The organism is Proteiniphilum sp. (assembly GCF_040307845.1).
Classification (GTDB): Bacteria; Bacteroidota; Bacteroidia; order Bacteroidales; family Dysgonomonadaceae; genus Proteiniphilum.
This window is the reverse complement of the sequence record NZ_JAWRIS010000061.1, coordinates 84,457-110,290: the sequence shown is the minus strand read 5'-3', so window position 1 is coordinate 110,290 and position 25,834 is coordinate 84,457. Positions and strand designations below refer to the sequence as shown.

The window sequence follows — 25,834 nt, the reverse complement described above, 5'->3', positions numbered from 1 at the left end:
TAGGATTTGGAAACCAATCACTTAGGCACCTAATCACTTTATCACTTTATCACTTTCCCACCTGCACTTCAACTCCGTCAATCAGACCAGTATTTCCCTGCACGATCACGCGGTCACCGACTTGTAATCCCGACACGATCTCATACTTATCACCAATTCTGGTTCCCAGTTCCACTTTTGTGTAAATGGCCTTTCCATCTTTTTCGAGGAACACATACCTGTCGTTCGATCCGCTTTGTTTCAGGACAGCCAAATCAGGGACAACGGGATGGTCATTGGTGCCAAAATTAAGTGTCACCCGTGAAAACATTCCCGGGCGAAGACGCTGGTCGCTATTGTTGACCTCGATCTCCACGGGGAAAGTACGTGAAGCAGAATTTATGGTAGGATAGATCAACGAGATTTTCCCTTCGAACCCTTCTCCCTGCAAAGCATCCACCGCTATCTCAGCAGGCATACCCAAGGAAACCCTACTGTAATATGATTCAGACACATGGATGATAACCTTGACAGGATTAATATTTTCAATGGTCAAAATCGGCGTCCCGCCGGCCACATCACCCGGGTCATAGTTTCGGGCAGTCACCACCCCGCTTATGGGGCTTACCAAGCCGGTATTCTCACCGATGTTATTGAGGGCGGTCTGGGCCACATCGAGTTGTGTTTTCAGTTGATCCAGCTGCTGCCTGGAAACTCCCCCAACCTCATACAGTTCCCTATATCGCTCATAGTCACGCTTCAATGTTGCCAGTTGTGTCTCCTGCTGGGAGTAATTGGCGGCATCCATGGTCACCACCGTCTGCCCTTTCGACACCCGGCTGCCCACATCCACATGAATGGTCCTGATACGCCCGCCCATGGCCGGAGCGATATTATTAACGGTTTTTGCCTCCACAGTGGCTGTAAAAGAAGCTAATCGGTCCACAGGTACTAATCTGACCTCTTCCACGGTCACGTTTCTTTTCACACTCTCCGTTTGTTGTTCACCCTTTGCACCACATGACGAAAGCGCCAATAGGGCTGCCAGCGGTATAAATTTGAGAAAGTTGTTTAGTTTCATTTGATTTTATTTATTTAGTCTCAATTTCTTTATTTTGTTCTATATTTTGATTCATTGGAATCATCACTTCCTGTTCCGCTTTATCGGAATCAGTAAATCAATTTACAAATCATAACCGAGGGTTTTTTCCAAATCGGCCCGGGATGCCAGATAATCATAAATAGCATTCCGATATTGCAGTTCTGCATTGGTCACTGCCAATGCGGCCGCATTCAGGTCCACAATAGTACCCATTCCCGTGTCGTATCTCTTCCTGGTGATCTCGTACCCCTTATTCGCCTGTTCCACCGATGATTCTGCGGCCACCACCTGTTCAATACTTTTATTGATCAGTTCCACGCTGTTTTTCACAGACAGGTCCAGGCTGCGTTTCAGGTTACGGCGTTGTTCCCGTAACTGGTATAACTGGATCTGGGATTGTTTGATATTGTGATGCCGTTGTCCTCCGCTAAAGATGGGTATAGCGAGGGTAACGCCCACCACCGAATAGGGATCCCAACGATAGTCGCCGAACTTGAAATTGTTATTCTGGCTCATGTAGGAATAATTGAAAGACGAGGTGAGTGTAGGCAAACGTTGCAGTTTATTCATCTCATGTGCATTTTTCGCCTGCATGGCTTGCAAGTCTAATTGTCTCAAGTCACTATTTGCCGGAAGATTATTATCATCCGGAACGATGGCTTCAAACATTGAGTCTTCATATTCAGAAAGCGACCCTACAATCTCTACAGGCACTTCCGCATCGATCCCCATCAGCATTTTCAATTGCAGTTCCGAAATCTTCAACATACTTTCGGCCTGCAGGATATTGGGAATAATACTTTTGAGACGCACGTCGGCGGTAATGACATCATATTCTGCCACAATCCCCTGATCAAATTTATTTTTAATATTTGCCAGGTTCAACGAGTCGTTCGTATAAGTTTCCCTGAACAAGTCATAACTGTCTTTGGCCAATAATGTACTGTAAAAAGCCTTCTTAACCTGGTGTGTCAAATCGATTTTTGACGCACGCGATTGCTCCACGGCCATTTCCAGGTCAACCTTGCTCATCTGGACGTTTTTCCATAATGACGGAACTACGAGGGGTAAACTGACGTTGACTCCTCCTGTCCACATGTTTTTTCGTCCCACCTGAATACCCTCATCCGCTGCATCGGGATCGGGTGCCATCAACTTTCCCAATACAGCCGCGATCTCCTGCTCTTCCGGGGTAAGATTTCCCGTACCACCGGAACCGCCACCAAAAAGACTACCCATATCCGTATCCAGATACATCGTCTGGCGTTTCAGCATACGTTGGAACTGTCCCATCAGGTCAACCTGGGGTAACAGGGCGCCATAGGCACTTTTTTTTGCATAGTTTTTTTTCTCGATCTCCATATCGGCCACTTTGACCAGGGGATTTTCGTTCAAAGCAACTTGAACAGCCGTCTCCAGGTCCAGATGCAATATCCCGGAGTCCGTTTCCTGCGCATTTGCGGCGGATAACCTGAACAATCCACACACCGCCATCAAGGCGATACCAATTTTTGTAACTCTCATAAAATTATTAATTATTTGAATGGGCTATGTTATCAATATATTTGTCAATAATTTCAATGCCCTTATAGGTAGAAATTCCGCGAAGCATATTCACCATTATATTGGAAATTAAATCTGTGCGGGAGAAAGAAATTCTCAATGAATAAATATTGCTTATTATTACATAATAATTTAATGTTTCATCGATATTCAAATTTTCACGAAAATAATTGTCTTGTATTCCCTTTTCCAGCAATTCTTTCAAACAGGTGTTGTTTTTTCCCATTCCATCCAAGATAAACTGATAAATTGCCGGATAATATTTATAAATATCATCCCAGAACCTTCCCGAAGGCAATTGAATGTTTTTATAATGACCAATGATCTGCAAACACCCGTCAATGATATTCTCTGATTGGTCTATGATCTCATGAATGCTTCTTTCAATCTTCTCCTGGGAAGCAAGGATACACTGCTTTAGAATATCTTCCTTATCTTTAAAATTCATGTAGATAGTCCGCTTTGAGATACCTAACGACGATGCCAGGTCATCCATGGATACATTTTTAATACCGTCACGGATAAAAAAGTATGTGGCCTGTTGAATGATTCTTTCTTTTATCATTGTATTCTTTAGTGAACTGAATATCGTTTCAAAAAAAAATCTTCTTAAGCTGTTTTTTACTTAATTTACACGGTTTATCGATTTTTGAAACTCTGGAAACCGAAAAAAATTCTTTTTTTGACGATACAAAGTAATACCACAAATGAGCAGATTGTTGTGGTCAGGATTCCTAAACGGCATTTTTAAGGGCTGAAATATAAAATAGCAATACTCAACTTAGGGTAATTACAGCTAAAGTGCCGGTATTTTTACAAGAAGGTTAACAGATTGGAAATAAAAGCATGCCCCCGGCAGGGAGAACTATATATCAATCATATATCAATCATCTGTCCTCATGTACCATTCTTTAAATTCACCGGCACGGGCACGGCTCACAATGATCCTCTCCGGGGTAGAAACAGAAAGATTGACGGCCAGTTTCCCGTCGAACCATATCGACATGTCGGTTACGGCTTTATGAGAGATAATAAACTGCCGGTTTGCCCTGAAAAAAAGGTCAGGATCGAGTTGTTTCAAAAAATCATCGAGCGAGGTATCCATCATATAGTCACGCTTATTGAAGCAGACGATCTCGGCCTTTTTATTTTGGGAGTAAATAAAGGCAATATCGTCGGATGAAATGGGTATCAATTTATCCTTGAAAGGGATAAGAAAATTCCTCTGGCGATGTTTATTGAACTGGTTGATACTCTGCATTATCTGCGTGATCACTTCGGAATTATTGGAATTGGGCACAAAGTTCTTCAGTTTGGTCAATGCTTTTTCCAAACTCTTTTTACTGATTGGCTTGAGCAAATAGTCTATACTGTTCACTTCAAAAGCTTTCAGTGCATATTGGTCGTAAGCTGTCGTAAAAATAATAGGGCAATGAATCTCGATACTTTTAAAAATAGAAAAAGAGTCTCCATCCGCCAGATGGATATCCATAAAGACTATGTCGGGGAGCGGATTGGTTAAAAACCACTCTATACTCTCGTCCACATTCTGCAATACGGCGAGGATATTCATATTTTCGTCTATCGACGTTAAAAGCCTTTCAAGATTCTGCGCGGCGGCAAATTCGTCTTCTACAATGACAGCGTTCATTTTTTTGAGAGTAAAGAGTAAAGAATAAAGAGTAAAGATAGATACTTTTGATTGTTTTAATTGACAAACTTATCGTTATATTTATCCAGATTTTTTATCAATGGGATCTCGACCCTGAAAACAGCATCGTCGGCCTGTATTTTGATATTTTCCCTGAACATCAACCAGTACCGTTCATTCAGATTCGACAATCCCAGACCGTTTCCGGGCCTTATATCCTGCCTTCTCTGAAGATTATTTTCCACAATGACCGATTCCGCCTCCGTCATCCGGATGGTCAGTTTCAATGGTTTCTGCCGACTGGCAATATTATGTTTCACTGCATTTTCCACCAATGTCTGTATGGCGAAAGGCAGGATATAGTACTCCGGATGGTTGTCCGGTATCCGGATATCGACAGAAAGGGAGTCCCCGTACCGGATCTTCATCAAATAGATATATGATTCGGCAAACTCCAGTTCTTCTGAAAGCTTCACTACCGAATGTTCCTGTATGGTATATCTAAATACGGATGAGAGCTGCATCACGTATTCATGCGCGCGTTCATCGTCATAACCGATCAGTCCGTTGAGCGAATTGAGCGAGTTAAACAGGAAATGGGGATCGGTTTGATTTTTCAGCGCGTTATACCGGTTCCTGAAATTCTCAATGGCCAGATTTTTGTTCTCTTCCATTCCTTTCTGGTTTTTAATGGTCAGGTAGATCAGGGAAGTGACAAAAATGGAAGTAATGAAAAACATCATATCCTTGATAAACTGAACAATAGAATACTGATATGCTGTCAACTCCCCTTTGAACCAGATTCCGGAGAGTTGTGAGATCGCAGTACTTAAAGATGCCACAAACAGAAACAAAGCGATGAACGACAACCAGGCTTTCCCCCGATTATTGGGATAACGTTTAATGATCCAGAATTCAATCCGAAAAAAGATATACAACAGCAATGTATTGATTACAAACAAACTTGCCTGCTGTATGTAAAAGTTTGAACCGGATAGCCTTCTGGAAATCTTTTCCCCGATGTTCTCTCCCATATAGAAACTATACATCAAGATAATCAGCTGCACACAAACAAAAAATATGTTCAACGACAGGGCAGATAAAAATGCCGTTCTATTATTTAATAGAATGACGGGGGGATCTTTTTTTCGAAAATTTTTGCCCATATAAATATATTCGTTGCTTATAATTCAATAAGAAGGACAGTGCAAATATAATCAATATCACTTATCGAAAAAAGTGACGGTTTATATAAATCACATTGAAACTCAACGGACTTCGGATATTATTTCCTGCTGTCCGTTGAGTCCTGAAGAAGAAGAAACTTCATCCTGTTTGAGGAGGTTGCCCCAATCTAACTTTCACCTTTATCCCATCAAGCGTGCGATGCAATCTTCTTACCGGCAATCCTGCGCATGGTTGGAGTATCTGAGGTCAAGGATCGAGGCAATCTCTTTATCTTGATCACTTCCTTAGAAGCGATATCCAATCTCTTGGTTGATGATACAAAGATATGGCCTTAAAACGCTGTATCTCCGTAAAATTGACTCAAACGCTGTTTTTGGCTACCGAACTAAAACATATGCATACTTCATCATTGTATTCAGTGATTTACCAAAAGACAACTCACAGCACTAAAAAAGGGTATACCGCACACTAACGGCAAACCCGTGAAACCAATAATCGTTATAACTGTTGGTGAAGTTAAAAGACGGTTTCCAGTCGAGCGCAACCACATAGGGCGTGCGGGCAATACTATATTCCAGCCCCGCCATCATATCGACACCCAGCAACAAATTGCTTTTGTGTTTATCCTTGTCGTGGTGTATACCTCCCACATGCCCGCCAAGTCCCAAAACCCACGAGAAATCGGAAGATCCTGGAAGAAGTTTCTGGTATTCATACATTCCCACAACCTGAAAATACCGGGGGGAAATAGATAAAATTAATTCACCGGGATTTTCATGAGTGAAGAAATGCTTCAGCGTTAAACCGCTGTCGTATCCCAACCTCACCCCCAGGGCTGTATTATAATTTTGTGCATGGAGAGTGGAAGTGAGCACCATGACGGAAAACACAGTAAGAAACAATTTGGTAAATTTCATAAGTGAGATATGTTATAATTCAAAGACGCTGTTTCCTGATGAAGCAACCGGCTAATCCGCCCAATAATGAGCCATATATGCTATTGACCCACCATTCCGAAGAAAATCCGAAGGTACCATCATAGATTCCATAATATTGCCAGTAAAAATATCCGGCTATCAACCCCAGTACCATCCCTAACAAAGGAGCAATGTTTTTACTGAAAAATAAAAGAATAGTTCTCATACCGATTGCAGATTTCTATACAACCTCCACCATTTCAAGGACCGGTTTCATTTGCATATGCTCAATGATATTCCGTGCGAACAGGTTATTGACCCTATGGCCGGGACGATTCGCTATGATGGTCCCTTTCATAAACTTCCCTACAAGCGAAATATCCCCCAACACATCCAATAACTTATGCCTTGCAGGTTCATTGGGGAATAAAAGCGGTTTATTCATGATATATCCCAATTTATCGACCTGTTTCCTCTCTATGCCCATGACATCGGCCAACCGGTCCAGTTCCTGCTGTGGAATAAGTTGATCATAAATGACGATGGCATTGTCCAGATCGCCCCCCTTGATCAACCCGGTTTTCAGGAGACTTTCGATTTCTTTGATAAACACAAAGGTCCTGCACATCGATAATTCCTTTTCAAAATCGGATAAATTCTCCAGGGAAGCATTTTGTACTGGCAAGACATCCGAATCGAACCCAATTTGCACATGGACGCTAAAACTGTCGGAGGGCAATAATCGCAGAAAGGACCCTGTTTCAGCGTCAAAATATTCAATTTCATGATCCACCTCGTAGTAGATTCTCTCCTTAGACTGCTCCTCAATACCCACGCGATGAATATTCTTCACGTATTCTGCTGCACTCCCGTCGAGTATGGGAAATTCAGGAGAATCAATTTCAATGAGACAATTATCAATCTCACAGCCGTAAAGCGCCGCCAAGGCATGTTCTATCGTAGCAACCTGTACTCCGTCCACAGATAAGAGGGTACATCTCTGGCTATGAATTACATTTTCAGCAGAAGCCGTAATTACCGGTTTTTCCTCAAGATCGGTCCGTTTTATTTTATACCCGAAATCCACAGGTGCCGGACGGAATGTGATGGTCGACTTTAATCCTGTATGTAGTCCTTTTCCCTGAATAGAAAAAGCTTCTTTTATGGTTCTTTGTTTCATCTTTCTTCTTCGTTATTCATTTGTTTGGATGGTAATGATTATCATCTTCATCCCATATAATAAAAATTTATCATTTTGTTCTCTCCACTATTTTCTCCAGATTACCGGTGGACACGATCCCCATAACGCGCTTTGCTTCGGTATTACCGTTAAATATCAACAGGTTGGGTATTCCGGAAACATTGTATTTATAAAAATATTCAATATTCTCTTCAATATCCATAGCATAGAAATTAACGCCCTGAAGATTTTTTGCATCTAACTGTTCTATGTTGTAGCGCATCTTTTGGCATAATTGGGAATCTTTCCTATAGAAATAGAGAAAGGTGGTACCCTCTTTATCGAAGTCGATTTCATTTAACTCTGTCAGCAGTGAATCTCCTTCCACCAACAAGGGGATATTGCGGACATCCTTTCCGGTAAGAATTCCCATCAACAGAGTGAATAGAAGGATTGCCGATAAAAAATGCCAAGGCTTGAGATAAAATGTTTGCTGATTATCCATATTCCCTATTCATTCAAGATTTTATTGTACAAAGGTATATCACAATAAAATATCATCTTTTATGAACTTACCGAAATGGAATATTTGGTTACCCAACGGCATAAAATCAATACCCAAGATTACCGCCCTCACATCATATCTTCAATATTCCAGACAAAGGCACGGAGTCCCAGATTGGGTGATTCTTCGTCGAGCCCCCTCAGGTAATCCAGTAACAGCTTTACCCTATCGTCTTCTACCACGGTGAGGATAGCTTTGTTTACCGAAGGCCATGCATGCGAGCCGTAATGTGGTTCGCCCTTCTTGCTTCCCCGTCCATGCACCTCTTTCCACGCAGTGAACCCGCGTATATTGAGTGAACTCAGGTTACCCACGATCTCATCGTAGTGCGCCTGGTCTAAAGTTATCATTACTGCTTTCATTTTTTTTAGAATAAAGAGCAAAGAACAAAGAATAAAGACTTCTTAAATTTCTTTACTTCTTAGTTTTTAATTTTTCATTTCTCCCAAGTCTCCCACTCTTCCACCTTTTCTCTTAACCACTTAGGCACTTAACCACTTAGGCACTTAAACACCTTTCCACACTTAAACACCTTTCCACACTTAAACACCTTTCCACACTTAACCACTTAGGCACTTAACCACTTAGGCACTTTTATTCCACCAATACCTCCCGGTGTTTCTTACGCCTTCTGCGCACGCCGTAGCCCGCCATCATGGAGTAGAGTGCCGGCACCAGTATAAGGGTGATGATGGTGGAGAAGGTCATACCTCCGATAATGGAGATACCCAATCCCTTCCACATCTCCGATCCCTGTCCCGTGCCTATGGCCAACGGAATCATCCCCAGGATAGTCGTAAGGGTAGTCATCAATACGGGCCGCAACCTGGAACGCCCTCCATGCACTACGGCTGTGATAATAGACATACCCCTTTCCCGGTTCAGGTTGATATAGTCGATCAGCACGATGGCATTCTTTACCACCATCCCCACAAGCATGATCAACCCTACAAATCCCATGATGCCAAGCGGTTCTCCCGTCAGGGCAAGGAAAAGGATGGAACCGGTAAAAGCAAACGGCACGGTAAGAATAATCATAAAAGGATAGGTAAGCGACTCGAATTGCGATGCCAGGACGATATATACCAGCAGGGAAACGATCATAAGAAGAAGTCCCAACTGTGAAAATGACTCCTGCTGGTCTTCCAGCGATCCCCCTATCTCCATCTGTACTCCCGGCGGCAGATTTGCTTCGGCCATAATGGTATTTACATCGGTGACCACCTCACTCAGTGCACGTCCGTAAATTGTACCGGTCACAGTGACAATACGCTGGCGGTCCTGGCGGTCGATCTGCGGCAAGGTGGAAGTCTCTACTATTGTCCCCAGGTCACGTACGCGTATACCCACCCCCATTGGATTGTATATCAATATATTTTCGATATCTTCGATGGACTGGCGATATTGTTCCTCATAGCGTACACGGATGTCGTACTCTTCCCCTTCTTCACGATAACGCGACAGGACAAGCCCGTTGATCCTGTTCCTGATAGCATTGGCCGCCGTGCCCATGTTCAAACCATTCAACGCCAATTTCTCCCGGTCGAACTGTATCTGGTACTCCATGCGGTAATCTTTTCTTGATACGGTGATATCACGCAGTCCTTTTACTCCTTCCAGCTTCTTCCTCATCTCATCGGCAAGCCGGTCGGTGGCAGCCAGATCATAACCATATATATCCAAGGCAACATTGCTTCCACCGGTCATCCCCATATCATCCCCACCCGGTATTACGCGAAAACGATGCAGTTCCGGCATATTCCCCAGGTCCTGGCGTATTTCGTCCGAAATATCATAAATGGTCTTTTTCCTGTTCTTTGATTCCGTCAAGCGCATCCTATAGGTTATGATATTGGACGCATTTTCCTGCATGGCCGCCCAGGTGTTATCTTCTGAAGCAGCACCCACGCTGAAAGAGATAATCTCGATTTCCGGGTATTTCTCCTGCATTCCCTGTGCTATCCTGTGGCCTGCCTCACGGGCGACTTCCATACGGGCTCCGGTAGGCATCTCCACGGTTATGCCAATCTCATTGTTGTCCGACGCCGGCATAAATTCCGTTTTCAACGTGATGGAGCTGATGATCACACTGACGATGAAAATCACCACTACCCCCAGTATGGTGAGGCGTCTCCTGCGGGCTACCCAATTCACCAACCGTGAATAGGAATGATCGATTCGGTTGAGCACCGGTAATATCCTTTTATTATACCACTTATCAAAGCCGGACATCCTGACATCCTTGGTCGACCGCATCATACGGGCACTCATCATCGGGGTGAGTGTCAAAGCTATGATTAGCGACAAAGAAATAATAATGGTCACCATCCATCCCAATTGCTTGAACATCACCCCGGCAAAACCGCCTACCATGGTCATCGGCAGGAACACGGCTATAATGGTGAGCGTGGAAGCAATTACAGAGAGGGAGACCTCTTCCGTCCCGTACACAGCCGCCTGTTTGACCCTACTCCCCCGCTCGATGTGCGTGGTAATATTCTCCAACACCACGATGGCATCGTCCACCACCATGCCGATAGTGATGGAAAGCGCCGAGAGCGAAATGATATTGATACTGTTACCGGTGAGATAAAGATAAATAAACGACCCGATCAGCGAGATGGGGATACTCACCATAATAATGATAGTGGCGCGCCATCGGCCCAGGAAGAAAAGCACGATGATACCGACAATAATCAATGCCAGGATGATCGTCTCCAACAAACTATTGATAGATACTTTGATATAATCGGAAGTATCCATCACGGTTACAAGCTTGATATCCGGAGGAAGGCTCTTTTCCAGTATAGGCAGTTGTGCATTTACCGCATCTGCAATCGCCGTAGTATTGGCACCCGACTGTTTCTGTACCACGATGGAAGCGCTCCTCTGCCCGTTGGTATAACTTTCCTGTACACGCGACTCCAGTGTATCTTTCACTGAAGCCACATCCCTCAGATAAATGGCACGTCCCTCATTGTTACCCACAATAATATTGTTCAGGTCGCGGCTGTTCCTGAATTCCCCCTCCAGACGCAACATATAGGTCTGCGTGCCGATATCGAAATTACCGGCAGGGACATTTACGTTTTCATTGGCAATCACCTGTGCGATCTGCTCCAGGGAGATATTGTATGCCTCCAGTCTTTCCGGGATCACATTCACCTGTATCTCCCTCTCAGGAGCTCCGCTGACAGAAACGGTACCCACTCCCGAAATACGGTTGAGCGGGTTGGCCACCTGTTCATCGAGTATCTTATACAACGCCCCGGAACTTTCTTGGGCCGTAGCGGAGAGGACCACTACCGGTATCATATCGGAACTGAACTTCAGGATCATGGGATCTTCGGTTCCCTCCGGCAGAAAACCCGAGACCATAGCCACCTTGTCTCTCACATCGTTCATTACGGCATCCATATCGGTGCCGAATTCGAATTCGAGCATGATCATCGACATACCGTCCCTCGATTGAGAGGTGATCTCTTTGAGCTTCTCCGTAGAGTTCAGCACATCTTCAAGAGGGCGGGTTACATTGGTCTCCACGTCTTCGGCACCCGCTCCCGAATAGGAAGTCATGACCGAGACAATATTTATATCGATATTGGGATAGAGGTCTATCGGCAACTGCCGGTAGAACATGAACCCTATCAGCACAACGCCGATAAATATCAATGATGTTCCCACGGGGTTTTTCACCGCGGTTTCGTATATCTTCATTTAAACCAATTAAAAATTAAAAGTGAAAAATTAAAAACTAAGAGTGAAGAATTAAAAATTAAGAATGAAGAATGAAGAATGAAGAATGAAGAATTAAAAATTAAAAATTAAGAATTAAGAATTAAGAATGAGGAATTGGGATTTTGGATTTGAGTTTTGGGGATTTTGACTATTCCACTATTCCACCTAACCACTCAGGCACTTAAACACCCATATAATCAGCCACTTATATACCCATCCTCTTCACTCCACGACTTCAACCTCACTCCCGTCAATCAGTCCGGTATTGCCTTCTACAATTACACTATCGCCTTCCTTCAGCCCGGATATAATCTCATATCTATCATTAATCCGGACTCCCAATTGTACTAAAGTATAGACAGCTTTCCCCTCTTCTTCCACAAAAACATAACGGTCGTTAGATCCTGTCTGTTTCAGGACGGCCTTGTCGGAGAGCAATGGGCGTTCGTTGGTACCGAAATTCATCTTCACGCGGGCAAACATACCGGGGCGTAATTCCTGATTGTTGTTGGGTACTGACACTTCCACCGTAAAGGTATGTGAACCCGGATCAATCGTGGGATAAATCAAAGAGACACTTCCCTTGAATGTCTCATCACCCAAAGCGTCCACCTGCACTTCTACCGGCATCCCTTTCACCACCTGCCTGTAATAAGACTCCGACACATTGATCTTCACTTTTACGGGACTGATACTCTCTATAGTGAGGATGGGCAACTGACCGGCCACATCACCCGGATCATAGTTGCGGGCTGTCACAACCCCATTCACGGGGCTGGTCAGGGTTGTATTCTCATCCAGATTGTTCAAGGCATATTCCGACACATCGAGTTGTGTTTTTGCCTGATCGAGTTGCTGCCTGGAGATACCTCCCACTTCATAAAGCTCTTTATAGCGTTCATAGTCCCGTTTCAGCGTGGCAACCTGCGTCTGCTGCTGTGAAAGGTTTGCATTATCCATGGTTACCAGTGCCTGTCCACGGCGAACCTGCGAACCGACATCTACTTTAATCCCACGGATCCGGCCTCCCATGGCAGGGGCGATATTGTTCACCTGATCTGCTTCTACCGTAGCTGTAAAGGTAGATATCTGGTCCACCGGCACCAACTGTACCTTTTCCACACGTACCTTTATTTTCTGCGTAGCTTCACTTTCAGCATTTTTGGTACGATCTCCTCCCCCGCAGGAAGCAAGTAATGCAACTGCCAATAATGGAGCTATTCTCAATAAACTGTATCGTCTCATATAATTATTTATCTATTTGTTTCTATTTTTGAATCGTTGAACCCCTAACCACCTAACCACTTAATCACTTAGGCACTTAACCACTTAGGCACTTAGGCACTTAGGCACTTAGGCACTTAATCACTCAACATTCACCGGCGTAATATCATATCCCAATACTTTCTCCAGGTCGGCTTTCGCGGAGAGATAGTCGTAAATAGCGTTCCTGTATTGCAATTCGGCATTCAGTACGGCCAATGCCGCAGCATTGACATCAACTATGGTACCCATCCCTGTCTCATAGCGTTTCAGGGTAATCTCATGTCCTTTACGGGCTTGTTCTACCGATGATTGTGTAGCTACCACCTGTTCGATATTCTTGTGGATAAGGTCGTAATTATTCCTGATCGACAGCTTGAGTCCTCTCTCCACATCCTTTCTTTGTTCAGCGAGCTGCCATAATTGTATTTGCGCTTGTTTCACATTATGATAACGTTGTCCGCCGCTGAAAAGGGGTATCTGGAGGGTAAAGCCCAGCATGGAATAGGGGTCCCAACGATAGGTGTTAAACTTGAAATCGTTATTCTGACTCATATACGTCCAATTGAAGGAAGTCACCAGTGAGGGGGCATATTGCAACTTCTGCAGCTCATAAGCTTTTTTTGCCTGCTCTGCCTGCAGGTCGAATTGCCTGATATCACTATTATTCATCAACGAGGTATCCGCCGGAATGATCGCGTTGAACATGCCCTTCTCATAATCATCCAGGGAACCCACCACTTTCAATGGTATATCACCATCGATTCCCATCAGCATCTTCAATTGCAATTCGGCGATCTTCATCATGTTCTCCGATTGCAGGATGCTGGGGATAAGACTTTTAAGCCGTACATCGGCAGTGATCACATCGTATTCGGCCACAATTCCCTGATTATACCGGTTGCGGATATCCTCAAGATTGATGGAGTCGGTTTCGTAAGTTTTCTTGAAAACATCGTGGCTATCCTGTGCCAATAACAGGCTGAAGAACGATTTCTTCACCTGGTTCACCAGATCGATACGCGACGCGCGCGCTTTCTCTATGGAGAGCTGGATATCCACCTCGCTCATCTGGATATTTTTCCAGAGTGAAGGCACCACCAAGGGAAGGCTCACATTCAATCCGCCCGACCAGACGTTGAAACGGCCCATCTGGATACCTTCCCCACTATCGGTCCCGCCTCCGGGCATCATCACTTTTTGAAGGACCTCCAGTATCCGCAATTCTTCGTCGGTATAATCACCCGGATCAATACCTCCGCCACCCAGGCCGAAACCTTCGTCGAAATAAACCGTCTGCCTCTTGATAGCACGTTGGTATTGTCCGATCAGGTCCATCTGCGGCATAAGGGCTCCGTAAGCCGATTTCTTCGCATACTGCTTCTTGGTGATCTCCATGTCAGCCACCTTTACCGTGGGGTTCTCACTCAAGGCAATCTCCAAAGCCCGGTTCAAATCGACCTGCAAACTATCGGGTTGCTGTGCCGCTACCGTCGACAAGCCGGCAAGAACCGACAACAGCAGTATTAATAATAGTATTATACTTCGTTGATTCATTGTAATTGCTTCTTTTTCTTTTTATACTTCAATTCCATTCGCTGTGTTTCAAATTGCCTTCGCTCATCGACAGCCAATCCTCTCCATGAGTAATTCCATCATAATTAGGCATTTATTGCCATGCCACAGTTCAATTGGTTTTTTGTTGCCGCAAATAAGCGTCTATGATCCTGATCCCTTTTCCGGTCATAATACCCCGCACAAAATTGATCATCATCGTATAGAAAAGCTCATTAAACGAGAAAGGAGGCTTTTCGAGGTAGGAGGCGCGTATATAAGTGTAGGTACTTTCTTCTACCAGAAAGGCAGCCACATTCACATTCAGATCCTCGCGGATATACCCTTCTTTAATCCCTTGCAGCAAAAAATTCCTCAGATGGGTTTTATTAATTTCAGTATGCTTCTTTATCATATTGGCAGCACGTGGATAATATTTCTGAATATCTTCAAAGAACTTCGCACTACAATCCTGTGCGTTCTCATACACCTCAATAAGTTTGATAAATACCTCCACCGAATTTTTGCATTGTGCGAAAAGAGGTTCAAATTCCTCTTTTCTTTTATCATCAAACCAATGGAGTGTAGATAACAAAATATCTTCCTTGTTCTTGAAATTCTCGTATAAAGTACGCTTGGAGATACCCATCGAGGATGCTATCTCATCCATCGACACATTCTTTATACCATATTTCCGGAACAGCTCTCCTGCTTTTTCTATTATTCGTTCATTTAATTCCATTTTATACCTAAAAAACGGAGCAAAGGTAAGACAGAAAACTCAAAAACTCAAATCAGTTTTTCAAGTTTTAACATACTTTACATTAAGATCCTGTTACGCTCGAAGATTCAATTTCATGAATTGCTTTGAGCCGCAGATATATATTTATCAGCATATTACCCGGTAACCATTTTAAATTGTGGCCTAAATGGTCTAAAAATTATAATCTGTCACTATTATTTTATAATTTTGTACTCATTTATATTTTTACCGTACAATAACAATCAAAATGACAAACAATAAACTGCATGATGACGCACTTGCCTACCATTCGCAAGGACGTCCCGGAAAAATAGAAGTCGTTCCTACCAAGCCCCATAGTTCGCAGCGTGACCTCTCATTAGCCTACTCGCCCGGCGTAGCCGAGCCTTGTCTGGAGATCAAAAAAGATCCGCAGAGAGCGTATGACTATACATCGAAAGGAAACCTGGTAGCTGTGATCTCCAACGGCACCGCCGTACTGGGTCTGGGTGATATCGGTGCCATGGCCGGCAAACCGGTGATGGAAGGGAAAGGTCTGCTCTTCAAAATATTCGCGGGAATCGATGTGTTCGATATAGAAGTGAACGAAAAGGACCCTGAAAAATTTATAGAAGTAGTGAAAGCGATCTCTCCCACTTTCGGAGGCGTCAATCTGGAAGATATTAAAGCGCCGGAGTGTTTCGAAATAGAAGAGCGGTTGAAAAAAGAACTGAATATCCCCATTATGCATGATGACCAGCACGGCACGGCGATCATCTCCGCATGTGGATTACTCAATGCACTGGAACTGAACGGAAAGAAGATTGAAGATATCCGTATCGTGGTAAACGGTGCGGGAGCAGCTGCCAACTCATGTACCCTGTTGTATATTGCCTTGGGAGCAAAACCGGAAAATATTGTGATGCTCGATTCCAAAGGGGTGATCAATACTTCAAGGACTGACCTGAACGAGCGTAAAAAACCGTTTGCCACCTCCCGTAATATCTCCACCCTGGAAGAGGCTGTCAAAGATGCCGATATGTTCCTCGGACTTTCGGTAGCCGACGTGCTTACACCAGAGATGCTCCGGTCGATGGGTTCCGATCCGATCGTATTCGCACTGGCCAATCCCAACCCCGAAATATCCTATGAACTGGCCATGTCCTCAAGGGAGGATATTATCTTTGCCACCGGACGTTCCGACTATCCCAACCAGATCAATAACGTGTTGGGGTTCCCCTATATCTTTCGTGGGGCGCTCGACGTACAGGCCACCGCTATCAACGAAGAGATGAAAGTAGCCACGGTTTACGCCCTGGCAGAACTGACAAAAAGAGCGGTGCCCGACGTAGTGAATGCCGCCTATAGTATCAAGAAACTGAGTTTCGGCAGAGACTATATCATCCCAAAACCGCTGGATCCAAGGCTATTGACTACCGTCGCCCCGGCGGTGGCAAAGGCCGCGATGGCATCGGGAGTAGCCCGCAAGCCGATCACCGACTGGGAAGAATACAACCATAAGCTACGTGATCTGATGGGATTGGATAACAAGATGATCCGCCGCCTGTTCGAGATGGCACGCCAGAACCCCAAAAGGGTGGTTTTCTCGGAAACAAACCATCTGAATATGCTCAAGGCAGCCGAAAGGGCGTATGCCGAAGGTATCTGCAAGCCGGTGCTCCTGGGGAACGAGGAGAAGATCGCAAAAGTGGCAAAGGAAAACCAGATCAGCCTGGAAGGAATGGAGATTGTGAATCTTCGTCACGACCGGGAAGAGGGACGTCGCTTGCGATATGCCGAGATACTTGCCCAAAAGCGGAAACGGCAAGGCATGACATTCGACGAAGCAGCTGAAAAGATGTTTGAACGGAACTATTTCGGGATGATGATGGTAGAAACAGGTGATGCCGATGCCATGATCACCGGTGTCTTCAGCAAATATGCCGACACCATTGCTATCGCCAAAGAGGTGATCGGTATCCGTGACGGGTTGAATCATATTGGTGCCATGCATATCGTCAATACGAAAAAGGGTATCCTTTTCCTCGCAGATACGTTGTTCAACCGCCACCCCGATACCGATGCATTGATAGATATTGCCCGGCTGGCCAACTCCACCGTCAAGTTCTTCGCACACGACCCGGTGATTGCCATGATTTCCTACTCCAATTTCGGTTCCGACTCCATAGGAAGTCCAGCCAGCGTGCATAAAGTAGTAGAGACACTCCATGAAAGGTATCCCCAACTGGTAGTCGATGGTGAGATGCAGGTAAACTACGCGCTCAACAAGGAATTGCGTGATAAGAAATACCCGTTCTCCCGCCTGCGTGACAAGGAAGTAAATACACTGATATTTCCCAATCTCAGCTCCGCCAATTCAGCATACAAACTATTGAGGGAGACCGGTACAAACGACATCGTTGGCCCCATCCAGATGGGACTGAAAAAACCGGTACATATCCTCGATGTGGAAACATCAGTACGCGACATCGTGCATATGGTGGCGGTAGCCGTGATCGATGCGATCGTGGAGGAGAATATCCAGACAAACCATCTCACACGGATTGAGTAATTCGTTATATATAAAAACTGAGTAAACAAATACTAAACCTAAATATAGAAATGATGGAAAAAACAAAGAAATTCATGCTGGAGGAATCAGAAATTCCCACCCAGTGGTATAATGTGACGGCTGAAATGAAGAACAAACCCCAACCGATGATCAATCCGCAGACAAAAGAACCCATGAAAGCAGAAGACCTGTATCCCCTTTTCTCCGAAGAGCTGTCGCGCCAGGAGATGAACCAGACCGATGCGTGGATTGATATCCCGGAAGAGGTAAGGGAGAAATACAAGATCTATCGTCCCAGCCCGCTGGTACGCGCTACCGGATTGGAGAAAGCTCTCGACACGCCGGCACATATCTATTTCAAAAACGAAAGTGTAAGTCCGGTCGGATCACACAAGCTTAACTCTGCACTGCCACAGGCTTATTATAATAAGATAGAGGGGACGACCAATATCACCACCGAGACCGGAGCCGGACAATGGGGTACCGCATTGGCGTTCGCCGCCAGGGCATTCGACCTGGAACTGGCAGTATATATGGTGAAGATCAGCTATGAACAGAAACCTTACCGCCGCTCGTTGATGCAGACATGGGGAGCACAGGTGATCCCTTCTCCGAGTATGTCGACCAAAGCAGGACGGAAAATCATTACCGAACACCCCAACTATCAGGGTAGCCTGGGTACAGCCATTTCCGAAGCGATTGAACTGGCCATGCAGACACCCAACTGCAAATACACGCTGGGCAGCGTGCTCAATCATGTGGCGTTACACCAGACGATCATCGGCCTGGAGGCTGAGAAACAGATGGCGATGGCCGAAGAGTATCCCGACGTGGTGATCGGCTGTTTCGGCGGCGGATCCAACTTCTCCGGCATCAGTTTCCCGTTCCTGCGCCACAACATCGCCGGAAAGACCCACACACGGTTTATCGCGGCCGAACCGGCTTCCTGCCCCAAGTTGACCCGGGGTGAATTCCGTTACGATTTTGGCGACGAGACCGGTTATACTCCGCTGATCCCGATGTACACGTTAGGACACAAATTCGCTCCTGCCAATATCCACGCAGGAGGGCTTCGTTACCACGGTGCCGGCAGCATCGTAAGCCAACTGCTGAGGGAGAATCTCATCGAAGCCACAAGTGTAAAGCAGTTGGAAACATTTGAAGCAGGTATCCTTTTCGCCCGTACCGAAGGTATCGTCCCCGCTCCCGAATCCACCCATGCCATTGCTGTGGCTATCCGTGAAGCACTGAAGGCCAAAGAGGAGGGCAGGAAGAAGGTGATCCTGTTCAACCTCTCCGGACACGGCCTGGTGGACATGGCTGCATACGACCAGTATCTTGCGGGCGACCTGACCAATCATGAGGTCTCCGACGAAGAGATCCGGACGTTCCTGGCAGAGTCATAATCCTACTGATAATAAGTGAAATCGCGGATAAAGGGGAGGAAAGGGGCAAAAAAATAACATAAATAATTTGGAACTTTCATTTTTAGCCCCTATCTTTGGATATGTAAAATTGATCGAGTTATTGCCGCATTGGTCGATTGGGAAACTCATCAATTACATTTTATGAACCGAGACTCGTTTTTGGTATCAATGGCGGGCCGCAGCCTTCGGGATTCCGGTTTACCGGAACAGCGGATTACAAAGATACCCGGACACTCAAATCCTGTCATAAGGAGTTTCGTCTTATTCCACCGGTGCGGCTTTTTATAAAAAGCAGATTAGCAAGAAGATCTTATCCGATTGCAATCTGCTTTTCTTTGTTATTCAATTGTGATTCAGTTGTTATTCAGTTGTTATTCGGTTGTTATTCAGTTGTTATTCGGTTGTTGTTCAGTTGTTGTTCGGTTGTTATTCAGTTGTTGTTCAGTTGTTATAGAGTTACGTGCGAAGCACAAATAACGGCGAAGCCGAATAACGCGAAGCGAATAACGCGAAGCGAATAACTATTGAATAACGGCGAAGCCGAATAACTATCGAATAACGCGAAGCGAATAACTATCGAATAACGGCGAAGCCAAACAACAATGAGTGGAATGAAACAATACTGGGAAATTTTTCTTGTTTTCTTCAAGATCGGCGCCTTCACTTTTGGAGGTGGTTACGCTATGATTCCTCTTATTCGTAACGAAGTAGTCAACAAAAAGGGGTGGATACAGGACGACGAGTTTATGGATATGCTTGCCATTGCCCAGTCCATGCCCGGACCTATTGCGTTGAATACAGCCTTATTTGCAGGGAATAAACGACTGGGGTTTAAAGGGAGTCTTTTTTCAGCAGCAGGTGTTATTTTACCCTCCTTTATCGCAATCCTGCTTATCGCCATGGTGTTCACCCAGTTTAAGGACAACCCGGTAGTAGAGCGTATTTTCAAAGGTATCCGTCCCGCAGTGGTAGCATTGATTGTTTCTCCCCTATTCAGTCTGGGTAAATCAGCCGGAGTGAAATGGAAAAACCTGTGGATTCCGGTCGTCGTAGCCCTTGCGGTCTGGCAACTGAATATATCTCCCATGTATATTGTTCTTGCAGCCATTATGCTGGGAATAGCCCATTTTATTTTTATGAGGACGAGAATAAAGAAGTAGCATGGAACTATTAGAACTCTATCTGGCATTATTTGTGGCATTCTTCAAAATCGGACTATTCGGTTTTGGTGGGGGGTATGCCATGTTGCCCCTTATACAGCACGAGATAGTGGACGCGCATCAATGGATGACGGTAGGTGATTTTACCGACATTGTGGCTATTTCGCAGACCACGCCGGGGCCAATCGCCTTCAACTCGGCTACTTATGTGGGTTACGCAACCGTTACTGACATGGGGTTTGCGTCGGGTTATGGGGTGATCGGTTCGGCTATCTGTACTTTTGCAGTAAGTATTCCCTCTCTCATTTTGATGACACTTGTCTCTGCTTTCTTCTTCAGGCTCAAGAACAATCCCTGGATGCAATCGTCCCTCTCGGTACTGAAACCGGCCATTATCGGGCTGATTGCCTCTGCTGCACTTATATTGATCACGCCCTATAATTTTATCGATTATAAAAGCTGGATTATTTTCGGGGCGGTATTGGTAGCATCTATCAAAAAGGTAGATCCGATCCTGCTTATTTTTCTCTCCGGTATAATCGGTTTGGTTCTTTACTGAACGGAATTCTCCGGCATCCCCCTATCCATCGGTCCCAGTTGACGCTTTCTCCTGGAATTCTTCTGACTCTTTGAGGACTTCTTTCAAAGCCTTCTCAGCCTTTTGGCTGCGCCGGCTTCTCTTACCACCCCGGATAAGTTGTATCAGTAAAAACAGGAGTAATAGCGCGATCAGGATTAAAAACCATGTTTCAGTATAGAATGGGTTGTTACTATAGTCAATACCTATATCAAGGTTTATCTCTTCCATTTCCATCAAATCTCATTCAATCTTATTCAATTTATCTGTTCTCTGGTAAGCGAGCCGTTCTGTCCCGTTGGATACATAGATGATACCGCAGTAAGTAAATCCCAGTTTTCCCAGTATCTGCCGCATCACCCGATTATCACGATGCGTATCTACACGGATATTGCGACATTGGGCGAAACACCACCGGAAACAAGCTTCAGCAACGCCTTTTTCTTTTCCTGACGATGCCATACGATGTACCGTCCCATAAAGATCATCATTGAGCCATTGTCCCCCGTAAATGTTCTCATAAGTGGGATCATCACCCATAATAAAACAGAAAGTGCCGACCAGCTCTCCGGTCTCATTCTCACATATAAAACTGTGTCCCGCATCAATCTCAGCCGTTATATAGGCTGCCGGGGGATAGCCATCTATCCATTGCGAAGCATTTCCGGTACGACACATAAAATCACGCGCGATGGCGTACATCTCCATCACTTCGGACAGATCGCCCCGGGTTGTAGGTCGTATCATGGTAATCATTCGCTGAATCGTCTTGAGTTTTGGATCTTGGTTCTTTACTCTTTACTCTTTACTCTTTTTTACTGTCTTCTTCGTTGTCGATTTTCCGGAAGCTGCTTTCTTTGTCGTCATTTTTGCCGGTGTTCCCTTTGCCGTTTTCTTTGTCGTTTCCTTTACTGTTTTGGCTTTTTTTCCCTTATCGGTATCGGCAATGATTTTCCTGCAATCTTCCAAGGAGAGTTCCTCCGGTTTTTGCCCCTTCGGGATCTTATAATTCGATTTTTTATAAGCGATATAAGGGCCATAACGTCCATTCAACACCTGCAGATCGGGCTCTTCACTGAAGGTTGTGATAATCTTTTCCTTATCTTTCTTCTCTTTCGCTTCTATCAGTTCGATAGCCTCATCGAGTTGTATCTCTAACGGATCAACTCCTTTGGGCAGGGAGACAAATTTACTGTTGTGGCGGATATAGGGTCCGAACCGGCCTACTCCGATCACCACTTCTTTTTCCCTGAACTCACCAAGTGTCCGGGGCAATTCGAACAGTTTCAATGTCTCTTCGAGGGTGATGGTTTCGAGGGATTGCGATTTCTGTAGCGAAGCAAAAAGCGGCTTCTCCTCCTCTTCCTGGGTACCGATCTGTGCCATGGCACCATAACGTCCGATCTTCACCGATACCTGGCGCCCCGTTTTTGGGTCTGTTCCCAATACCCGTTCGCCGGCCTTGTGTTCGGTACGCATCTGCGATGTCTCTTCCACAATAGGATGAAACATCTTATAAAAGTCGGCAATCGACTTGTTCCACTTTGCTTTTCCTTCGGCAATCTTGTCGAAATCCTTCTCCACATTCGCTGTGAAGTTGTAATCGACCACCGAAGGAAAATACTCTACCAGGAAATCGTTTACCACCATACCTATATCGGTAGGTATCAATTTATTCTTATCGGCACCGGCAATCTCTTTCTTGTCCGTGTCTTTGATAACACCTTTTTTGAGGGTAAGGATATTATAGGCTCTTTCCTCTCCTTCCACATTTCCTTTTTCTACATACTCCCGGTTGATGATGGTAGAGATGGTAGGCGCATAGGTGGATGGACGTCCGATACCCAGTTCTTCCATTTTCCTCACCAACGCCGCTTCGGTATATCTTGGAGGACGCTGTGTAAAACGTTCTGTAGCATTCGTTTCGAACATGGCAAGCTGTTCTCCATTTTTCATGGCAGGCAGCATTCCTTCTTCACTCTCACCGTTCTCTTCATCGGTACCTTCAAGATAAACCCTAAGAAAACCGTCGAATTTGATCACCTCACCATTGGCTATAAATTTGCCGTCGTTATTGGAAATGGTGATATCGACCGTGGTGCGTTCCAGTTCGGCATCAGCCATCTGCGAAGCGACAGTGCGTTTCCAGATCAGTTCATAAAGCCGCTTTTCCTGTGCTGAACCCTCTATTTCATGTGTGCTGATATAAGTCGGGCGGATGGCTTCGTGCGCCTCCTGCGCCCCTTTGGATTGGGTGGCGTATTGCCGGCTTTTGATGTATTCATTTCCATATTGTCCGCTAATCTCGGTCTTAGCAGTTCCAATTGCCAAGGCGGACAAGTGTACAGAGTCGGTACGCATATAGGTGATCTGCCCCGACTCATACAACCGCTGTGCCACCATCATGGTCTGTCCCACCGAGAAACCCAGCTTACGGGATGCTTCCTGTTGCAGGGTGGAGGTAGTGAAGGGGGGAGCAGGCGATTTCCTGCCCGGACGGACATGCACATCACCCACGGTAAAAGTCGATGATTTGAGTTTCTCCAACAGCGCCAGAGCTTCAGCCTTGGTCTTCAGCCGTTTGTTATATTCGGCTTTGATCTCGTACTGGTGCCCGTTTTCCTCTTTCGTGAAATGGGCCACGATACGGTAAGCCGCTTCCGATTTAAAATTCTGTATCTCCCGTTCCCGTTCCACAATGAGCCGTACCGCCACCGATTGCACACGTCCGGCAGACAGGGCAGGCTTTATTTTTCTCCACAACACGGGCGAGAGTTCAAACCCCACGATACGGTCGAGGACCCTTCTTGCCTGCTGTGCATCCACTAAATTCTGGTCGATCTTACGAGGATTCTTGATAGCTTGCTGAATGGCATCCTTGGTGATCTCGTGAAATACAATACGTTTGGTCTTATCCTCCTTCAGGTCCAGCGCATCATAGAGATGCCAGGAGATAGCTTCCCCCTCGCGGTCCTCATCGGAAGCGAGCCAGACCGTTTCGGCTTTTTTCGCCGCCGCTTTCAGTTCAGTGACAACCTTCTTCTTATCGGAAGGGATCTCATAGATTGGCATAAAGCCGTTTTCGATATCGATACTGAAATCTTTTTTCTTCAGATCGCGGATATGCCCGTAGCTGGACATGACATGAAAATCCTTTCCGAGAAACCTCTCAATTGTCTTTGCTTTCGCAGGCGACTCAACGATAACCAGGTTTTTATCCATTCAATATGATCTTTCTTTTTGTTTTCGGCTGCAAAAGTACTAATTTTGTGCAAGGTACACCACTTTTTTTTGAAATTCCTTATTTATTAAGGTGTTTTTATGTCTAAAACAGCAGTTGATTTTATATTTGTGTTCGGTTCTCAGACAGGATTTGATGGTGATATTCGCTAATAGTTTTTATCTTATGGATGGTTGACTTCCACCCCATAAATGGACGTGAGCATATTGGTGAGTTGCAGGGATAATGCACGGCGTATCTCCAGGCGCATGTGGCAACTCTCAGTGAAATCCTGCGTCCATTTCACCCCGTCGAATTGTTTTAACACACGCATTACCTCATTAAGCAAGGTATAGTCAAAAGTTATTTCGATGACATCATCAACTGTTTTCTCCACGATCTCTGCATTGGCAATGGCGTCGGCAGCCGCCTCTTTATAGGCTTTGACCAGCCCCCCCGTCCCCAGGAGTGTTCCTCCGAAATAACGCACTACCGTGATCAACACATCAGTCAGTTCTGCCGAGTTGATTTGTCCCAGGATAGGCCTCCCGGCCGTTCCCGAGGGTTCACCATCATCATTAAAACGAGAGTCATTCCTCTCCCATCCCAGCATATAAGCCCAGCATACATGGCGGGCATCGTAATATTTCTTCCGATGCTCTTCCAGTATATCTTTTACCTCATCAGCATTCTTTACAGGGAAGATATGCGAGATGAATTTGCTCTTCTTTTCGGTGACATACCCTTCGGCAGGTTCCGTTACAGTCTTATAGGTATCGTCCATACTACAAAAATAGTAAAAGTAGATGAACGGAAATAATCCGGTGGGTAGTCTTTATTTCCAATCAGTGCTTTTTAGCGGTTTTCTTATCGGATTTCTTCGAAGAAGCTCCCTTTTGATCCGCCTTTTTCGGCGCCTTATATCCTGCCTGATGGGCTTCAGAAATACCTATGGCGACAGCCTGGTCCCTGTCGGTTACTTTCTTGCCGGATGAAGTCTCCAATTCTCCTTTTTTAAATTCATGCATGACCTCACCAATCTTTTCCTGTGCTTTTTTTGAATACTTAGCCATTGTCAGCTCCTTTCTTTTTTATATATGATACCCCTATAAAACGCATCAACGCAGATAAAGGTTTCTTAACCAATCTCTTATTTATCAATATTTATAGCCGGATAGACCTCTTTAACAGATATTATTCCGGGGCTCCCATCTCGTCTACAAAAAAAATTGTCTGAAAAGGGTTCATTTAAAAACATAAGAATACCATTTTTTGTTTAGAATTATAAAGATGTTATCTATCCTGAATTATTCATACTCTAATCCTTTTGTCGTCTCAGGATGATTTTTTACCCGGGAGATTTGTAATTTTGACCCGTTCCGGGAGATTTATCGGATTTCATGGTCTCTTATTTCCATTTTTACCGTCATCAAGGA

At 45.0% G+C, this 25,834-nt stretch carries 23 protein-coding genes; 4 read left to right on the top strand and 19 right to left on the bottom strand.

The genetic code is table 11. The features are described 5' to 3' along the window. Positions 1-49: 49 nt before the first annotated feature. From ABV001_RS15085 to ABV001_RS15020, 14 genes are all read right to left on the bottom strand, one after another. Positions 50-1,060: an efflux RND transporter periplasmic adaptor subunit gene (locus ABV001_RS15085; RefSeq protein ID WP_352423573.1), complete on the bottom strand. Its 1,011-nt coding sequence runs from the start codon at positions 1,058-1,060 to the stop codon at positions 50-52. Positions 1,061-1,162: 102 nt separating this feature from the next. Further along, positions 1,163-2,605, bottom strand: a complete 1,443-nt coding sequence (locus ABV001_RS15080) for a TolC family protein (RefSeq protein ID WP_352423572.1) — start codon at positions 2,603-2,605, stop codon at positions 1,163-1,165. A gap of 7 nt (positions 2,606-2,612) precedes the next feature. After that, positions 2,613-3,209: a TetR/AcrR family transcriptional regulator gene (locus ABV001_RS15075; protein WP_352423571.1), complete on the bottom strand. Its 597-nt coding sequence runs from the start codon at positions 3,207-3,209 to the stop codon at positions 2,613-2,615. A 318-nt stretch (positions 3,210-3,527) separates the two neighbouring features. Further along, positions 3,528-4,295, bottom strand: a complete 768-nt coding sequence (locus ABV001_RS15070; protein WP_352423570.1) for a LytR/AlgR family response regulator transcription factor — start codon at positions 4,293-4,295, stop codon at positions 3,528-3,530. 56 nt (positions 4,296-4,351) lie between these two features. Beyond that, positions 4,352-5,329 carry a sensor histidine kinase gene (locus tag ABV001_RS15065; RefSeq protein WP_352423569.1) on the bottom strand — a complete coding sequence of 326 codons (978 nt, stop codon included), beginning with the start codon at positions 5,327-5,329 and terminating at the stop codon, positions 4,352-4,354. 600 nt (positions 5,330-5,929) lie between these two features. Next, positions 5,930-6,400, bottom strand: coding sequence for a hypothetical protein (locus tag ABV001_RS15060; protein WP_294082840.1), 471 nt, complete (start codon positions 6,398-6,400; stop codon positions 5,930-5,932). Between the two features lie 19 nt (positions 6,401-6,419). Further along, positions 6,420-6,626, bottom strand: coding sequence for a hypothetical protein (locus tag ABV001_RS15055; RefSeq protein WP_323422706.1), 207 nt, complete (start codon positions 6,624-6,626; stop codon positions 6,420-6,422). Between the two features lie 15 nt (positions 6,627-6,641). Continuing rightward, entirely contained in the window at positions 6,642-7,580 is a 939-nt protein-coding gene (locus tag ABV001_RS15050) for a UDP-3-O-acyl-N-acetylglucosamine deacetylase (protein ID WP_323422705.1), read from the bottom strand. Between the two features lie 70 nt (positions 7,581-7,650). Further along, positions 7,651-8,085 (bottom strand): thioredoxin family protein, encoded by a 435-nt coding sequence (locus tag ABV001_RS15045; RefSeq protein WP_352423568.1) that lies wholly within the window; start codon positions 8,083-8,085, stop codon positions 7,651-7,653. 128 nt (positions 8,086-8,213) lie between these two features. After that, positions 8,214-8,507 (bottom strand): PG0541 family transporter-associated protein, encoded by a 294-nt coding sequence (locus ABV001_RS15040; protein WP_352423567.1) that lies wholly within the window; start codon positions 8,505-8,507, stop codon positions 8,214-8,216. 232 nt (positions 8,508-8,739) lie between these two features. Beyond that, positions 8,740-11,862, bottom strand: a complete 3,123-nt coding sequence (locus tag ABV001_RS15035) for an efflux RND transporter permease subunit (RefSeq protein WP_323422702.1) — start codon at positions 11,860-11,862, stop codon at positions 8,740-8,742. Positions 11,863-12,105: 243 nt separating this feature from the next. After that, entirely contained in the window at positions 12,106-13,128 is a 1,023-nt protein-coding gene (locus ABV001_RS15030; RefSeq protein WP_323422701.1) for an efflux RND transporter periplasmic adaptor subunit, read from the bottom strand. Between the two features lie 120 nt (positions 13,129-13,248). Next, positions 13,249-14,703 carry a TolC family protein gene (locus ABV001_RS15025; protein ID WP_352423566.1) on the bottom strand — a complete coding sequence of 485 codons (1,455 nt, stop codon included), beginning with the start codon at positions 14,701-14,703 and terminating at the stop codon, positions 13,249-13,251. A 130-nt stretch (positions 14,704-14,833) separates the two neighbouring features. Further along, complete coding sequence (locus ABV001_RS15020; protein WP_352423565.1) at positions 14,834-15,442, bottom strand: TetR/AcrR family transcriptional regulator; 609 nt, start codon at positions 15,440-15,442, stop codon at positions 14,834-14,836. A gap of 268 nt (positions 15,443-15,710) precedes the next feature. Between ABV001_RS15020 and ABV001_RS15015 the strand changes: the two genes are divergently transcribed. The 4 genes from ABV001_RS15015 (at position 15,711) to ABV001_RS15000 (ending at position 21,160) form a co-directional block, all read left to right on the top strand. Continuing rightward, positions 15,711-18,014 (top strand): NADP-dependent malic enzyme, encoded by a 2,304-nt coding sequence (locus ABV001_RS15015; RefSeq protein WP_352423564.1) that lies wholly within the window; start codon positions 15,711-15,713, stop codon positions 18,012-18,014. 50 nt (positions 18,015-18,064) lie between these two features. Next, the gene (locus tag ABV001_RS15010; RefSeq protein ID WP_352423563.1) at positions 18,065-19,420 is read left to right on the top strand and encodes a TrpB-like pyridoxal phosphate-dependent enzyme; all 1,356 of its coding nucleotides are present in this window, start codon (positions 18,065-18,067) and stop codon (positions 19,418-19,420) included. 632 nt (positions 19,421-20,052) lie between these two features. Further along, entirely contained in the window at positions 20,053-20,601 is a 549-nt protein-coding gene (locus ABV001_RS15005; RefSeq protein WP_323422695.1) for a chromate transporter, read from the top strand. A gap of 1 nt (position 20,602) precedes the next feature. Next, entirely contained in the window at positions 20,603-21,160 is a 558-nt protein-coding gene (locus tag ABV001_RS15000) for a chromate transporter (RefSeq protein ID WP_352423562.1), read from the top strand. A 21-nt stretch (positions 21,161-21,181) separates the two neighbouring features. Here the strand turns inward: ABV001_RS15000 and ABV001_RS14995 are convergent, their stop codons facing one another. From ABV001_RS14995 to ABV001_RS14975, 5 genes are all read right to left on the bottom strand, one after another. Beyond that, positions 21,182-21,409: a hypothetical protein gene (locus ABV001_RS14995; RefSeq protein WP_352423561.1), complete on the bottom strand. Its 228-nt coding sequence runs from the start codon at positions 21,407-21,409 to the stop codon at positions 21,182-21,184. A gap of 12 nt (positions 21,410-21,421) precedes the next feature. After that, positions 21,422-21,934: a GNAT family N-acetyltransferase gene (locus ABV001_RS14990; RefSeq protein ID WP_352423560.1), complete on the bottom strand. Its 513-nt coding sequence runs from the start codon at positions 21,932-21,934 to the stop codon at positions 21,422-21,424. Positions 21,935-21,976: 42 nt separating this feature from the next. Further along, positions 21,977-24,400, bottom strand: coding sequence for a type I DNA topoisomerase (gene topA, locus ABV001_RS14985; protein WP_352423559.1), 2,424 nt, complete (start codon positions 24,398-24,400; stop codon positions 21,977-21,979). Positions 24,401-24,582: 182 nt separating this feature from the next. Beyond that, on the bottom strand, positions 24,583-25,182 hold the full coding sequence (locus tag ABV001_RS14980; RefSeq protein WP_352423558.1) for a YigZ family protein: 600 nt from the start codon (positions 25,180-25,182) through the stop codon (positions 24,583-24,585). Positions 25,183-25,243: 61 nt separating this feature from the next. Then, positions 25,244-25,471 (bottom strand): DUF6496 domain-containing protein, encoded by a 228-nt coding sequence (locus ABV001_RS14975; RefSeq protein WP_323422689.1) that lies wholly within the window; start codon positions 25,469-25,471, stop codon positions 25,244-25,246. Positions 25,472-25,834 lie beyond the last annotated feature (363 nt).